This window comes from Steroidobacter sp. (assembly GCF_016790065.1).
Classification (GTDB): domain Bacteria; phylum Pseudomonadota; class Gammaproteobacteria; order Steroidobacterales; family Steroidobacteraceae; genus Steroidobacter.
This window is the reverse complement of the sequence record NZ_JAEUPY010000853.1, coordinates 1-13,795: the sequence shown is the minus strand read 5'-3', so window position 1 is coordinate 13,795 and position 13,795 is coordinate 1. Positions and strand designations below refer to the sequence as shown.

The window sequence follows — 13,795 nt, the reverse complement described above, 5'->3', positions numbered from 1 at the left end:
CGCTTGTAGCCTTGGCGCTTGCAGAACGATCTCATCGTTGGAGTATCGATTGGCCTCGGCGACCGCCTCCGCCAACGGCGTGTTGAGGAAGTCGAGCTTGCGGGCTCGCCATGCGGTCACCCGAGGCACGTCGATCTGACTGCGCTTCTCTTTGACTTGCCCGTCGCCATACGAGAGCTGCTCGCCCGCGGCCAACATCACCTCGGCCCGCCCCGTCCCCACGGCGACCTTGCCCTCGATCAGAGTGACCGTCACCTTGTCCGGCGTTTTGTAAATATCGAAGACCGTGCCCACAGCGCGAACTTCGCTATCGCCGGCCCGCACGATGAACGGACGGGCCGCATCCTTGGCGACTTCGAAGTTCGCTTGACCTCGAACCAGTTCGACACTGCGACGCGCCTTGCTGTAGTCGACTCGCACTTCCGAATTGGTGTTCAGCGTGATGATCGACCCGTCGGATAGCGGCACTGTGCGCTGCTCGCCAATGGCGGTGGCGAGCGGCGTTGCCGACTCACGCCCTATATAAATGTATGAGGCGCCGACGAGCATGAGCACGGCAGCCGTTACCGCCGCGAACTTCTGCACGACCGCTCGCTTCGCTTTACGTCGGCGTTCTTTGATCGCAGCACGCCCTCGAACGACTTCGGGCGACTGCTCAAGCTCGCTAAATCCCTCCCAGAATTGTTCGACGGCCTCGAACTCTCGACGTCGCTCCGGATTGGCCGCCAGCCAGCTCCGAAAGCGGGCCGCTTCGATATCGGAAAGATCCTGTGCTCGCAAGCGCGCGTACCACTCGGCGGCTTCGGCGCCCAGCGATTTCTGCGAAGAGTGAGTGTTACCTTCCATAGTTACTTCGACACCTTGAGGGCCTCGCGCCCGGCGTTCGAGCGAGCATCTTCGAGACGCCCTCTCATATGAGTGATCGCGTGGCTGACGTGCTTCTCGATCATGGACACTGACACGCCCAGTTCCTTGGCGATCTGCGGGAAGGTCATGTCCTCGAAGCGATTCATCAGGAACGCCTCTCGACACCGCGCCGGCAACTCCTCCAGCGCTCGGCGCACGATGGCAAGTTCCTGAGCACTCTGGAATGCCCGATACGGCCCTGGCTCGGTGCCTTCGATCTCGAGCGCTTCCAGATCGCGCCCGACCTCTTCCCGAGCAATGGCTCGATGCCGGGCGGTATTGAGCCGAACGTTCTTGGCCACCCGGAACAGAAAGGCCCGGGGATTTTTCAGCTCGCCCACCTGCTCGGATTGCTGGACCCGAATGTAGGTCTCCTGCACGATGTCGGCCGCATCCTCGCGGCTGACCCGCTGGCCCATCAGGAATTTCTGCAGGGCCTCGCTATATTTACGATACAGCGCGTCGATCACACCTCGGCGCTCGCCGGGTCTGGTGGGATTTCGTTGGGTGACGCGCAAGGCCATGCATTTGACGATACACCACCGGCCTGGTGACGGGTCAATGCAGGGCGCCAACAATAAATTTTTCGCGAAACCGTTGGGGTAGCGGCGGTTTCGCGTGTCTTCTGAAAATGCCTGTCAGGGCGACCCGGCACTCTGACGAACGAACCGCACGTCTTTGATCCGGCCGGAGGTCAAGTCGAAGCCGGCAACGCGCCCGGCGGCATCGCGATTGAACTGCATGCTGCCGATCTCGCCACTGAACAGGTCCCTCGTAACTGCCTGCAACCCGTCCGCAGGTTTCTTCGAGGCCTGCAGCTGCAACGCCCCGCCCTCCAGGACGACGCGGTAAGCCACATCGAGTTCGTCACTGCGATAGCTGCCGACATAGTCGCTCAGCTGCGCCGGCGTTGGAGCGAACTCGTCAACGCGCTGGTGTGGCGTCGGTTCTTCGAACCGGGCCATGACCGTCAGTCGATCGAACGCTTGCCGGTCGCTGGGAGCACTGAATGTCAGTTCCAGACTGGCCGTCTTGCCGGCCATCAGAAAGCGATTGCCGCCCAAAGGCACCAGCTCGCTGCTGCGATTCTGGTTGGTGATCTGCAGCTTGTCACCCTGCTGTGACACTCGATACCAGCCACCGTAGTCGCGATTCAGATAGCTACCGACGACTCGCTGTGACTGCGCTTTGGTGAGACGCACACCCGCTGGCATCGTTAGCGCTGTCGCTGCTGCTCGCGGCTTCGCGCCGACCAGTTCCTTCTCCAGATAGATGTCGGCAATGCTCTCAGCGCGATCACTCGGCCCGGCATCGGCTGCGTTGCATAGACAGACGACGCTGAAGTGCTGCTCCGGAAAGCGCAGGAACTGCGCACGGTAGCCAGCGTCGGAACCGCTGTGACGCACGGTACGCAGACCGCGGTACTTGCTCACTTCCAGGCCGAACGCGTATTCGATCTGTTTGCCGTCGTTCAGCACGCCCTGCTGCTGCATCTGCCGGATCAGCGCTTCGCCGCCGACTACAGGCTGATAGAAATTCTCATCCCATCGCAGCAGATCCTGGACTGTGGTGAGCAGACTGGTGGCGCCCACGGTGTTGAAGTTGGTGACGCTGGTCTTGAACACATCGCCGTCGCGGCGATAGCCATAGGCAATGTTCGGCACGATCTCGGTGAAGTCGTCACGAAAATGAGAGTTGCGCATCCCTAGCGGCTCGAAGATGCGTGCCGTAGTGAACTCGCGGAACGATTGTCCGCTAACGCGTTGGACGATCTGAGCGAGCAATGTGTAACCGGTGTTGGAGTAAGAGTACTTCGAGTTCGGTGCAAAGTTGAGTTGTCGCTGGCGCGTGACCAAGTGCATCACATCGTCGTCGGTGATCAGGTCATGTGAGTAACGCCAGCCGGCCAGATCGAGCAAGTCCCATTGATCGCGCAGCCCGCTGGTGTGATGGATCAATTGGCGAATCGTGACTGGCGCACCGAAATCGGCGAGTTCGGGAACATACTTTCGCACCTCGTCGTCGAGCGATAGCTTGCCGTCCTGAGCCAACAGCACGACCGACGCGGCAGCAAACTGCTTCGATACCGAAGCGATATGAAAGATCGTGGTTGGACTGTTGGGCACGCCGTGTTCGAGATCCGCCATGCCATAGCCACGCTGGTAGATGATCTTGCCGTCCTTGGCGATGGCGACCGCGCAGCCCGGCGAGACGGTCGTGTCCCATTTCGCGAACAGCGCATCCACTTTCGCCTCGAGACGTTCAGCCGCTACCGGCGCGGAGGCTGCCGCAGGCACCGCCAAAATTGCCAGCATATGAATGGCCAGAGCGAGGTGGCCCAATCGGGAAGCAATGGAGAATTTCATCTTGGTCCTATTACGGAAGCGCGAACTCGGCCAACGTTTCACCCGCATACAGTCGGCCGTTCTTCATCACCCACTCGATGGCCTCGGTGTTAGCCAGGTTCTGTAGCGGATCGCTGTTCAAAATCAGCAGGTCGGCGAGCTTGCCCGGCGCGAGTGTGCCGACATCGGCCTCACGACCGAGCGCCTTGGCCGAACCGCGAGTGGCACTTTGAAGCACCGCATGGGCATCCAGTCCACCCATCGCGATGGCCTGCAATTCCCAGTGATAGCCGAGCCCCTGCACCTCGCTGTGCCCGCCGATGCTCAACGTGCCACCAGCGCGGGAAATTCTCGCAGCCGAGGCTCCCAAGCGCTTGAAGATGAAATTGTCTTCTGGCAGCCAAGTGACATTGCGCAACCGCTCGCGCAGCACGCTCTCAGGAGTGAAGCGCCGCAGCTTGCGGTTCTCCAGCCAATCAGTGCGCGACAGAAAATAATTCACGCCCGGTAGTCCCGCGGCCCCGCCGATCAAAGTCGTGGGGGAATAGCCGGTACCCAACCGCGCATACAGCTGCGCCACGTCGTCGTAGTACTCCACCGCATCCGAAGCGTGTTCGTTGGCGGCGAAGCCATCGAGCGCTTGTGTCAACGCGTAGCGCGGCACACCGTAATTCTCTGAGATCAGCCGCATCCCGAGCGCATTGGCGGCTCGCGCCATGTGCTGACGCTGCGCTCGACCTCCGACCATGTATGACTTGACGCTATGGGTGCGGTAATAGTCCCGGTAACGCAGCAGGATGCAGCGCGCCTGCCGCTCGGAGGAAATATGGTTCCAACCGAAGATTCCCGGGCCAGTGGTATAGGCTCTGGGCCCGCGCATCACGCCAGCATCCAGCAAATCCTGGTAGACAAACATGTCAGGCGTGAAGGACTGAGGATCGTTCGACGTAGTGATGCCGAAGGCCAGAGCGGCGCGATACTCCCAACTGTCATAGTCGATCACTTGCCGGCCCACGCTCCAGTAATGCGCGTGGGTATCGATGAATCCGGGGATGATGGTCTTACCCGTCACATCCAACAGCTTCGTTCCCACCGGCAGCGCGACGCTACCGCGAGGGCCGAGGGCCGCAATCCGATTCCCTTCGATGAGCAGATCCGCATCTTTGATGATCTGCCGATCGAGCATGGTGACGACACTCGCACCTCGCAGCACCAGCCGCGCACTCGGCACATCGCGAGCAACTTCCACCACGATCTCCAGAGCGTCGAGCGAGTTCTCCAGACATTTCATGGACTCCTTCGTCTCGCTCGAAACAGCTAGGGACACCGGCCGCCGCAAGATTTCTCGCCGAGACTGCCGATGGAAATTCGCCCCGACCGTCCAGAAGATGGTCTCGCCATCCGCAGACCAGCCGAACTCGTCCGCACCGATTTCCGTCAACTGCCAGTGCGGCAGAGTCGGGGCATCGAGGTCAATCCGCACGCCGCGACGCTCCGGTGGCAAAGCCAGCAAGTGCAATTGGAAGTTCAATTGCACCAACGCCCAGCGGCCATCCGGACTCACCTGGGCATCGTCCACACTGCGTTGATCCTCTAATACTCTGGATGCAACCACGTCGAGCAGCGGCTGCGGCTCGCCTCCCTCCAGCGGAATGCTCAGCAAACCTTTGCTCGTATGCACCAGCACCGCATCGCCGCCGTCGAGGAAATGCAATCGACCATGATCGGCGGAACCCACGCTGGGCGGCAGGTAAGTCAACAGTTCGCTGGCACCGCCGGCCACCGGCACGCGCACTAGTTCTTGGGCGAACTGGCGCTGCGGACCGCCGCCACGTCGCGTGATTAGATTGACCTGCTCGTAGGTGGTCGAACGTAACGCCACAATGAATCGTCCATCGGGCGTGTAAGCCGGCTTGCGATAGAAGCCGGCCTGCCGCGTCAAACGTATCGGGCCGCCTTTGCCGTCGCTGCGCACTCGCCATAGATGACCACCGTTACTCCGGGACCAGCTCGCATATGTGATCCAGCGACCATCCGCCGACCAAGTCGGTTGATTCTCGCTGTCTCCATCCGCCACCAGCGCAGTACCAGTGAGCCGTCGTGGCAGCCCGCCTGCCAAGTTCGTTACATATAACTTTCCAAACGCACTGAAGGCCAGCTGCCGTCCATCCGGTGACAACTGTGTTCCCTGAATGACGCGTGCGCGCACCGGCCCGGATGTCTCCCGAGGACTCACGGCGGGACTCGGCTGAGCCGTCAATCGCGGCGTCGCTGAGAAAGCAATGTCTTGCACCGTCGCTGTTTTGACATCGATACGCCGCAACTGGCCTGCGTATGCGATGACTATCGCCCGTGAGTCCGGAGTGAACGCGTACCTCGGCAGCACGCCCTGAAAAGGCGGTGACTGTGCCGCAAGCGCAGTTTCGATTGGAAAGGCCAGTTCTCGATCCTCGCCATTGTCCAAGACTCGCAGTCGCAGCTGCGTGCCGCGGCCGGTATCGGCGGCGTACGCGAGCATCGAACCGTCGGGAGAGATCACTGGTTGAAACACGCCGTTGACGTAGGCGATGCCGCTGATCAGCGGCACGGATGTGCCGGTACGCAAGTCGCGACGGTAGATATCATATGCACTGCCGGCGGACCGATTGGCAGCGAAGAACAAGTGCGCGCCGTCACTGGAAGCCGATGCACCTAAGATGGAATCGCTGCGTCCCTCTATTTCGCCGTCCAGACGAGCGCCGCCACCCAGGCGGTGATACCTCCATAGTTCTCCGCGCACGCCGTAGTCCAGACGACTGCGGGAATTGAAACGAGTCACATAGATGTACTCGCCATCCGCGGACCACTGCGGAGAAACGAAAACGCTATCGCGCTCGGCACTGAGTTGACGCAGATTCTGGCCGCTGGCAGCGGCGATCCACAGATTCTCCGCACCGTCGCGGTCACTGACGAAAGCAATCGATTGTCCGTCCGGAGCAAAGACCGGCGAGGCATCGAATGCCTCACCGGTGATCAGAGGCTCGGCCCGCCCACCGTCAATGCTCAATCGATAGACATCGCCGAGCAGATCGAACAACAGCGTGCGCCCATCCGGGGACACATCCACCGACACCCACGTGCCTGAGCGGGTCTCGAATGAAATTTGCACCGGTGCCGCAGCGTCAGCCTGCGTCAGCCCGACAAGTGCGACCCAAAGCAGCGGCAGTACGACTCGACAACTCAGCTCACGTAGCATCGGCTTTGAGATAGCTGTCGAACCAAGCCAGATAGCGCTGCATCAGATCCACCCGGAAACTGCGCCGGGAAATGCTGTGCCGTTCTCCCGGATAGATCACCAGCTGGGAAGGCACCTGCAAGCTCTGCAATGCCTGATACATCTGCTCCGCGCCGATGACGGGCACCGTGAAATCATCCTTGCCGGCCACATACATGGTCGGCGTCTTGATCCGGTGCGCGTTGAGCAGCGGATAGGACAGCTTCATCCAGCGCTCCGGCTGCACCCACGGCGGCTGCAGCTCATGGTCGTATTGCAAAACAAATGCGTCCGAACCATACATCGCCAGCGCGTTACCCATGCCCGCGCCGGAGATGGCCGCCTTGAACTTCGTATGTTTCGCGATCACGAAATTGGTGAGGATGCCTCCCTGGCTCCAGCCGCCGACGCCCAGCTTGTCAGGGTCCGCTACTCCCAGCCCGATCACGTGCTCGATACCCGCCATGACATCGTCCAGATCTTTGTTGCCCCAATCCCCGGAGATCTCTTTCGCGAACTGCGCGCCGCGCCCGGAACTGCCGCGGTAGTTGACCTGCACGACAGCGTAGCCATGCATAGCAAACAACTGAGAGTTGAAGTCCATCGAGTATCGGTTTTGGGCGTAGGGTCCACCGTGTATCCATAGAATGGTCGGATATCGAATGCCTGCCCGGTATCCCAGCGGCTTGGTCAGCAAGCCTTGAATCTGCACACCGTCCTGGCTGCGAAATTCGATGGGCTCGACCTGAGCCAACTGCATGCCTGCCAGCCACGCCGCGTTGTGATCGGTCAACGCTTGTAGTTCACCTTGGTGCAGTCGATAGACATCCGGCAAAGTCGTGCTCGTAGCAGCCACCACAGCAGTGCAGCCACGCGTGCTAGCGAAGGAACCGATGACGCGCTCGCCGGCGACCAAGCGCTGCACAGCCCCGCCTTTCACAGCGACACGGCCCAAATGCTGAGCTCGGGAGTCAGTGATGACGAAGTCGATGAAACGCCCGTCATCGCTGAAGCGCGGCTGGGTGGTTTCGCGGTCCAATGCGCGAGTTGGCAATACTGGCTCGCCGCCCTGCGCCGGAACCAACGCCACCTCCTTGAAGTGATACAGCATGTGCTGGACTTCCGGGCCCTGCACATAAGCAATCATCCGGCCATCCGGACTCCACGCGAGCGGCCCCATATCCTCGCCGGGATAGTTGGTCAAACGACGCGGCTGCGAACCCGGTCGCGCCGACGCCACCCAAACATCGGTGTTGTTGGTTCGATCCCAATTCGGCTCGCGGTTGCTGACAAAGGCGATGCTCTTGCCATCCGGAGACCAGGCGGGATTGGATTCAGCAAACTGCTCCGTCGTGGTCAAAGCCGCCAGCTGTCCGGAAGCGATCTCATATAGATGGACGCGGCCGGGCCGGTCCTGCGCATCGTGATAGCGACCTCGGTCGCTCTTGAACTGATACCGATCGATCACGATCGGCTCGGGCTCCTCCTTGCCATCCACCTTGTGCGGCTTGGGTTTCTTCGGCGTGATCACCAACGCCAGTCGCTGCGAATCGGGCGACCACTCATACGCCGACACTCCGTCCGCCACGTGCGTGAGTTGCTGGGCTTCGCCGCCATCACGCTCCAACACCCACACCTGAGTAACCGCTTCGTCATCGAAGCGCGCAGACAGGAACGATAGATAACGACCATCGGGACTCCAGCGCGCACTGCCGGCGCCGAACGGTCCCTGCGTAAGTTGTGTGCGCTGGCGGCCGTCGCAGCTCGCCTTCCATACCTGGTTGACAGTCTTCTGGGTTTTCTGGTCGATCGCTTCCAACGTGTAGACGATCCATTTGCCATCCGGTGAAACGGCGAGACCGTAGATCTCCTGTTCGCGCCCAAGGTCGTCCACACTGAGCGCGCGGCTCGCAGCCGAGGCTGATGCAGCCAGACAGCAGGACGCCAGCGCGATACCACAGGCACGCTTCAAGATTTCCCATCGCATCGATTTCTGCATAGCTCCGATCACTGCACACCTCGTTGTGCTTCACGCGCATCCCGGACCATGTTCGCCACATCTGCGAGCAGTGCCTTCGCGTCGTAGATGACGCCGTCTTTGATGGTGTACTTCACACCACCGGTCCTACGAGTGGTTCCATCCGGCTGTAGCTGCAACGTGCCGGTGGCGTAGAACGCTTTCAGATCCTCGCGCGGATCGCGCTCCAGAATCGCCAGGTCGGCGAGCTTGCCCACCTCGATCGAACCGATCTGCGATTGCATGCCCAGATGCTCGGCACTCTTGATGGTGGCGGCGTCCAACGCTTGCTGAATCGTGAAGCCGGCCTCCTGCAACATCTCCAAATTACGGATCAAGCCAAAGCCGAAGTTCACCCACATGAAGCCCGGATCGCTGCCCGCCACCACGCGCCCGCCGCGATTCTTGTATTCGTTGATGAACGTCATCCACAGCCGGTAGTTGTTGCGCCACTCGACCTCGTCCGTACTGGTCCAGTCGTAGAGGTGCGAGAAACGGCCGGTCTTGCCGGGGATGAAGGTTTTCTCCAGCACTGGATGCAGATAGGCCTCGTGCCAGTCCGCACGACTCACACCCATGTAGTCACGGTGCGCCTCGTACACGCTGAACGTCGGCTCGAAAGTGAAGTCCCGCGCCAGGAACTCATTCATCACTTGGTTCCAGAGCGCGCTGTGAGGTGGCGCGACCTGCTTCCAAAGACGGCCGGCTTGCGCGAAACGCAAGCGGGTGTCTCGTGGCCCCTTACTTTCTGGATACTGGGGCGATGCCCGCCCTTCGAGCAGCGCTTCGGGCAAGCAATACCAATGCGCCATGCCGCCGAGTCCGGCGCGTGCTGCATCCAGTGCATTGAACTGGGCCGCAGTGCCACCATACATATGCCAATGCGAGCGCATCTTGAGTTTGCGCGCCTCGTCCAACGCAGCGCGCATGCCCTCGACATCGTCCTTGTAGACCCCACCCTCACCAATCCCGAACACACCGCGCTGGTGAGCACTGCGAATGCTGGCGCGAATCTCCTCAGGCGACTCGCCTGAAACATCCGACCACACTTGGATGCGTGGCGCCACGATGGTGTTCGCCGCCGATTGCTGCTGCATTCGCAAGGCCCAGTCGACCTTGTCGAAGTTCTGCATCGAAGCGATCGTGGTTACGCCGTGAGCCAGCAGCAGCTTCAACGCGTAGTCCGGCGGCAACGCCTCATAGCCTGCGTCGATGATCCGCACATGCGAATCTATGAGCCCCGGCACGACGTACAAGCCTCGCGCATCGATCACTCGGTCGCTTGGCTTGGGCTGCACTCGTGTTACGCCAACGATCCGATTGTTCTCGATCACCACATCCACAGGAGCGGACGCCGAGCCACCGACCACAGTGGCCTGCTGCAGAATCAAACGCTGGAACGGACCATCACCCTGCCCGGCCTTGCGAGCCGTCGCATCCTGCCACTGCTGTGCCATGGCTAGAGTTGTCACCAGCAACAACATGCCGCCGACCCAACTTGCCGCGATACTTCTTACTCTCATTGCTTCGCCCCGATTTCATAGCCTGCTGGAGGTTGCCGCTGCATCAAGTGCCGGACGAAATAGTCCCAGCGCCGCCGAATGAAATACGGGTGACGCCCCATGCCACCGTGATTCACGCCTGGGATGATCAACAGATCGACATCCTTGTTGGCGGCAATCAGCGCATCGACCAGCTGCATCGTATTGACGATCGGCACGTCGTCATCGAGCGCACCGTGCGCCAGCAGTAGCTTCCCCTGAAATTTTTGAACATGTTGGCTATTGGCTTGCAGCTGATACGCCGCGGGATTCCACGCCGGCCGGCCAATGAAACGTTCGCCCCATTCCATCAGATACAAACGCTGATCGTGCGAGCCGGCGCTGGACACCCCGACTTTGTAGAACTCCGGATGATCCAGCAGTGCTCGCGTGGAGGCATAGCCACCAGCGGAATGACCGTAGATACCTACCCGATCCAGATCCATGTACGAGTAGCGCGTCGCCAGTTGTCGCAGCACTGCGATGTGATCTTCCAGGCCGCCCGCTTCGGCAAAGCCCTCGCCATAGGAAACATCGTGGAACGCCTTCGAGCGGCCAGGCGTGCCCATGCCGTCGATTCGCACGTTGATGAATCCCAACTCGGCCAGCGGCGACCCGGCCGAGAAGCGCGGATCCGCGTAAGTCCCCTGCGGACCGCCGTAGATGTCGTCCAGCACTGGATAGCGTTTGCCGGCATCGAAATTCGAGGGTCGGAACAGTGTGCCGTAGATGTCTGTAACACCATCGCGACCCTTGGCCTTGAAGCGCTCCGGCTTCTGCCAGCCGCGGCTCATCAAGGCACGGATGTCGGCCTGCTCGACCACACGCACCAGCCGACCATCCGCCCGTCGCAGGACTGTCGTCGGCGGCAAATCTGCTCGCGAATGACGATCCACGAAATAGCGCCCGCTCGGCGAGAAGGAAACTTCATGAAACGAATCTTCTGGCGTCAGGCGCTCGATCCGCGAGCCATCGGGCCGCGCGCGATACAACTGAAGATAGTAAGGATCGAGGTTCGACTCCCGGCCACCGGCCGTGAAGTACACCCAACCTTCGCCGCTCGTAACGTGCTCGATGCGTTGCACGTGCCAGTCGCCATCAGTCACTTGCGAAAGCAACTTCCCGGTCTGCAGGTCGTAGCGATACAGATGCTGCCAACCGCTTCGCGACGACAACCAATGCAGCCGCGTACCGCTCATGCCTCGCGGCAGCATCGGGGCGTCGATCACGACGTATGTGGGACCGGTTTCTTGTAGTAATACTCGCGAGACACCGGTCGACGCATCCGTGACATGAATGCTCACGTCACGAAATCCTCGCTCTTCACGAACATGGTAGACCCGGCGGCTGGCCGCATCCCACCACAGCTGCCCCCACCATGAACCGTTGCCGACCAGGTCGTAGTTCACCGGAATCGGCTCTGCCTGGACGTCGATCCGACGCACCGGTGCATCCGCTGCAGGGAGCAGTTCGAAGATCACCAAGCTCGCCGTCGTCACTCGTTCGTCCGCAGGTAGCGGCACGCGTGCCCAATGCACTTTGGGACGCGAACCGTAGCCTTCTTCCGGCACCCATTGCACGAATGGCATGGGCTCGACCGCGCGCTCATCGACCCGATAACTCACCAGCTTCTTCGAGTCCGGTGACCACAACACTCGCACCGGCCGGGTTTGCCCAGACAACTTCGCCGTGACCGACAACAGATGCGACTCCGGCCACTGTCCGTAGCCGTAGTGTTCGGCACCGTCTTCGGTCAGGCGAATCTGTCGATCGTCTCGCAGCGAGCGAACATAGAGATCGTGCTCCCGAACGAACGCCGCCCAATTGCCATCCGGCGACTGCATTTCTCCAGGCAGCAATGCCTGCGGCGCGCTACGTTGCGCACACGCGTAGTCAATCAGGTCGCACTCCACGCTGCGTCCATCTACGGAGAGTCGAATGCGTTGCAGACCTTCGCGATATTCGAAGGACGTGAACGGCAACTGCTGTGCCGTGAATGGTTTCGCCACCAGCCGTGACAGGCTCTGCGCCAATCTCGCATGATCGAAGGCCGCACGCCGAGTATTGCGTGCGGCATCGATGAGCACGAACTCGCTGCCCGCGACGTTCGTCAGGCGATACCAGAACTGATCCGTTGTGCCGATCCAGTTGGGCTGGATGTCCACGCCGTACAGTTCTGCCCCAATATTCCAGGGCAACAACGCCTCGGCACGCGCATAAGCACGACGCAGATCTTCGTCACCTTCAACTGACGCTGTTGCTGACGACAATGCCAGCAACAGCCACAGTCCCGCCCAACACCCGACATTCGGTGCAACTCGCCGCTTCAAGATGTCTCCCCGTGATTCGCCAGACGCGCGTCAACGCGAGTCGATCAATACTTGGCGCGCACTGTCACAGCGAAGCTCCGAGGAGAGCCATAGTAGGCGCCACCTCCGAGATATCCGGGGTTCTGGTAGTAGTACTTGTCCAGCAGGTTGTCTGCATTGAGCGCGACCTGCACCTTGTCGCTGAACTGATAGCCGATCAGCGCCGCGACGATGGCGTAGCCTCCCTGGCCGATCTTCAATGCTCCCTGGCGGTTGTACTGCTCACTCTGTGCCGTGACACCACCGGCCAGGCTCAGTTTGCCGTCGAGGGCCTGCGGGCGGAAGGTCGACCAGAGCTTCGCCAAGTGGCGCGGCGTGAGGGTCGAGAATTCGAGCCCTTGGAAGTTTCGGTCGCGACGATATTCCGTGGTGTTGTAAGTGTAGCCGCCGAACAGCGACCACTGCGGCGTGAGCGTGCCGTTGATCTCGAACTCGAAACCCTCGCTACGCACCTCGCCGACGGCGACGTAAAAACTGCGCCCACCCGTGGGAGGATTCACTGGATCGATCTGCGCGCGATTGGTTTCGTCGACTTGAAATGCCGCCAGCGAGATATTGAGCTTACCCGCCATCAGCTCGCCTTTGATGCCCGCCTCGATATTGGTACCGAACTTGGGCGGCAGCGCCGCTCCAGAGAAGGAGCGCAGGCTGCTTTGCGGTTGGAAGATCCGTGCATGGCTGGCATACACCGACCAGGAATCATTCAAGTCGAAAACGGCCGCGCCGAACGGTGTGAACTCGCCGTCCTGCTTCGCCACGTTCGGATCGTCGCGGTAGACGCTTTCATACCAGCTGACTCGACCGCCGCCGATCAAACTCAAGCGATCGGTGAGTCGAACGCGAGCGCGGGCAAAGACACCTCGCTGGCGCAGTTCGTTGAATGATAGCCAGCGATCCAGCGTTTGATCGTTACGCGGTTCGGCGAGCGCGTACGGGTTCCAATTCAACAGGTCGAGCGGCTGGTTACCCACGTCGAGCGGCTGATCGTCCCAGGTGTAGTTGTGCTTCTGCCAGTTGGCGCCGACCTGCAGATCGTGGCTACGACCGAACAGATTCACCGTACCCGACAGCAACACCTCGACCCCCGACTGCACGTCGTCGTACTTCGCGAGATAAGCCTCTGGATACGACGTACCGTCAGCGCCGACACTGCTCCAGATCAGATGGCCTTCCTTGTACTTCATCTGCGCATCCACTCGCGTCGCCGTGACCCGCGCGATCCAATCCGAACCGAGACCCTGCTCCAGCTCGATGTGCGTGGTCACACCTTGATAGTCACGCCGATTCCAGGCCGGATTCAGAAACGTTGACCGCGACAACCCGAGACTGCTGCCGTCCGCATAGCGCGGCATGCCATACATGAA

At 60.7% G+C, this 13,795-nt stretch carries 8 protein-coding genes; all 8 read right to left on the bottom strand.

From position 1 onward, the window contains the following. Positions 1-846 (bottom strand): FecR family protein (locus tag JNL55_RS34350; RefSeq protein ID WP_293865513.1); only part of this gene is annotated, 846 nt, incomplete at its 3' end. Between the two features lie 2 nt (positions 847-848). Next, complete coding sequence (locus JNL55_RS34345; RefSeq protein ID WP_293865510.1) at positions 849-1,430, bottom strand: RNA polymerase sigma factor; 582 nt, start codon at positions 1,428-1,430, stop codon at positions 849-851. Between the two features lie 114 nt (positions 1,431-1,544). Continuing rightward, positions 1,545-3,272 carry a serine hydrolase domain-containing protein gene (locus tag JNL55_RS34340; protein WP_293865507.1) on the bottom strand — a complete coding sequence of 576 codons (1,728 nt, stop codon included), beginning with the start codon at positions 3,270-3,272 and terminating at the stop codon, positions 1,545-1,547. A gap of 10 nt (positions 3,273-3,282) precedes the next feature. Further along, entirely contained in the window at positions 3,283-6,486 is a 3,204-nt protein-coding gene (locus JNL55_RS34335; protein ID WP_293865504.1) for an amidohydrolase family protein, read from the bottom strand. Next, positions 6,476-8,503: a S9 family peptidase gene (locus JNL55_RS34330; RefSeq protein ID WP_293865501.1), complete on the bottom strand. Its 2,028-nt coding sequence runs from the start codon at positions 8,501-8,503 to the stop codon at positions 6,476-6,478. The genes JNL55_RS34335 and JNL55_RS34330 overlap by 11 nt, the downstream gene beginning before the upstream one ends. An 8-nt stretch (positions 8,504-8,511) precedes the next feature. After that, positions 8,512-10,044, bottom strand: a complete 1,533-nt coding sequence (locus tag JNL55_RS34325; protein WP_293865498.1) for an amidohydrolase family protein — start codon at positions 10,042-10,044, stop codon at positions 8,512-8,514. Next, on the bottom strand, positions 10,041-12,392 hold the full coding sequence (locus JNL55_RS34320; protein ID WP_293865496.1) for a S9 family peptidase: 2,352 nt from the start codon (positions 12,390-12,392) through the stop codon (positions 10,041-10,043). The genes JNL55_RS34325 and JNL55_RS34320 overlap by 4 nt, the downstream gene beginning before the upstream one ends. Before the next feature lie 44 nt (positions 12,393-12,436). Beyond that, the coding region (locus JNL55_RS34315; protein ID WP_293865493.1) for a TonB-dependent siderophore receptor at positions 12,437-13,795 on the bottom strand (1,359 nt) is incomplete at its 5' end.

Coding starts and splice junctions, on each gene's coding strand:
- JNL55_RS34325 (WP_293865498.1), bottom strand. CDS start 10,044: ATGAGAGTAAGAAGTATCGCGGCAAGTTGGGTCGGCGGCATGTTGTTG.
- JNL55_RS34330 (WP_293865501.1), bottom strand. CDS start 8,503: ATGCAGAAATCGATGCGATGGGAAATCTTGAAGCGTGCCTGTGGTATC.
- JNL55_RS34345 (WP_293865510.1), bottom strand. CDS start 1,430: ATGGCCTTGCGCGTCACCCAACGAAATCCCACCAGACCCGGCGAGCGC.
- JNL55_RS34335 (WP_293865504.1), bottom strand. CDS start 6,486: ATGCTACGTGAGCTGAGTTGTCGAGTCGTACTGCCGCTGCTTTGGGTC.
- JNL55_RS34340 (WP_293865507.1), bottom strand. CDS start 3,272: ATGAAATTCTCCATTGCTTCCCGATTGGGCCACCTCGCTCTGGCCATT.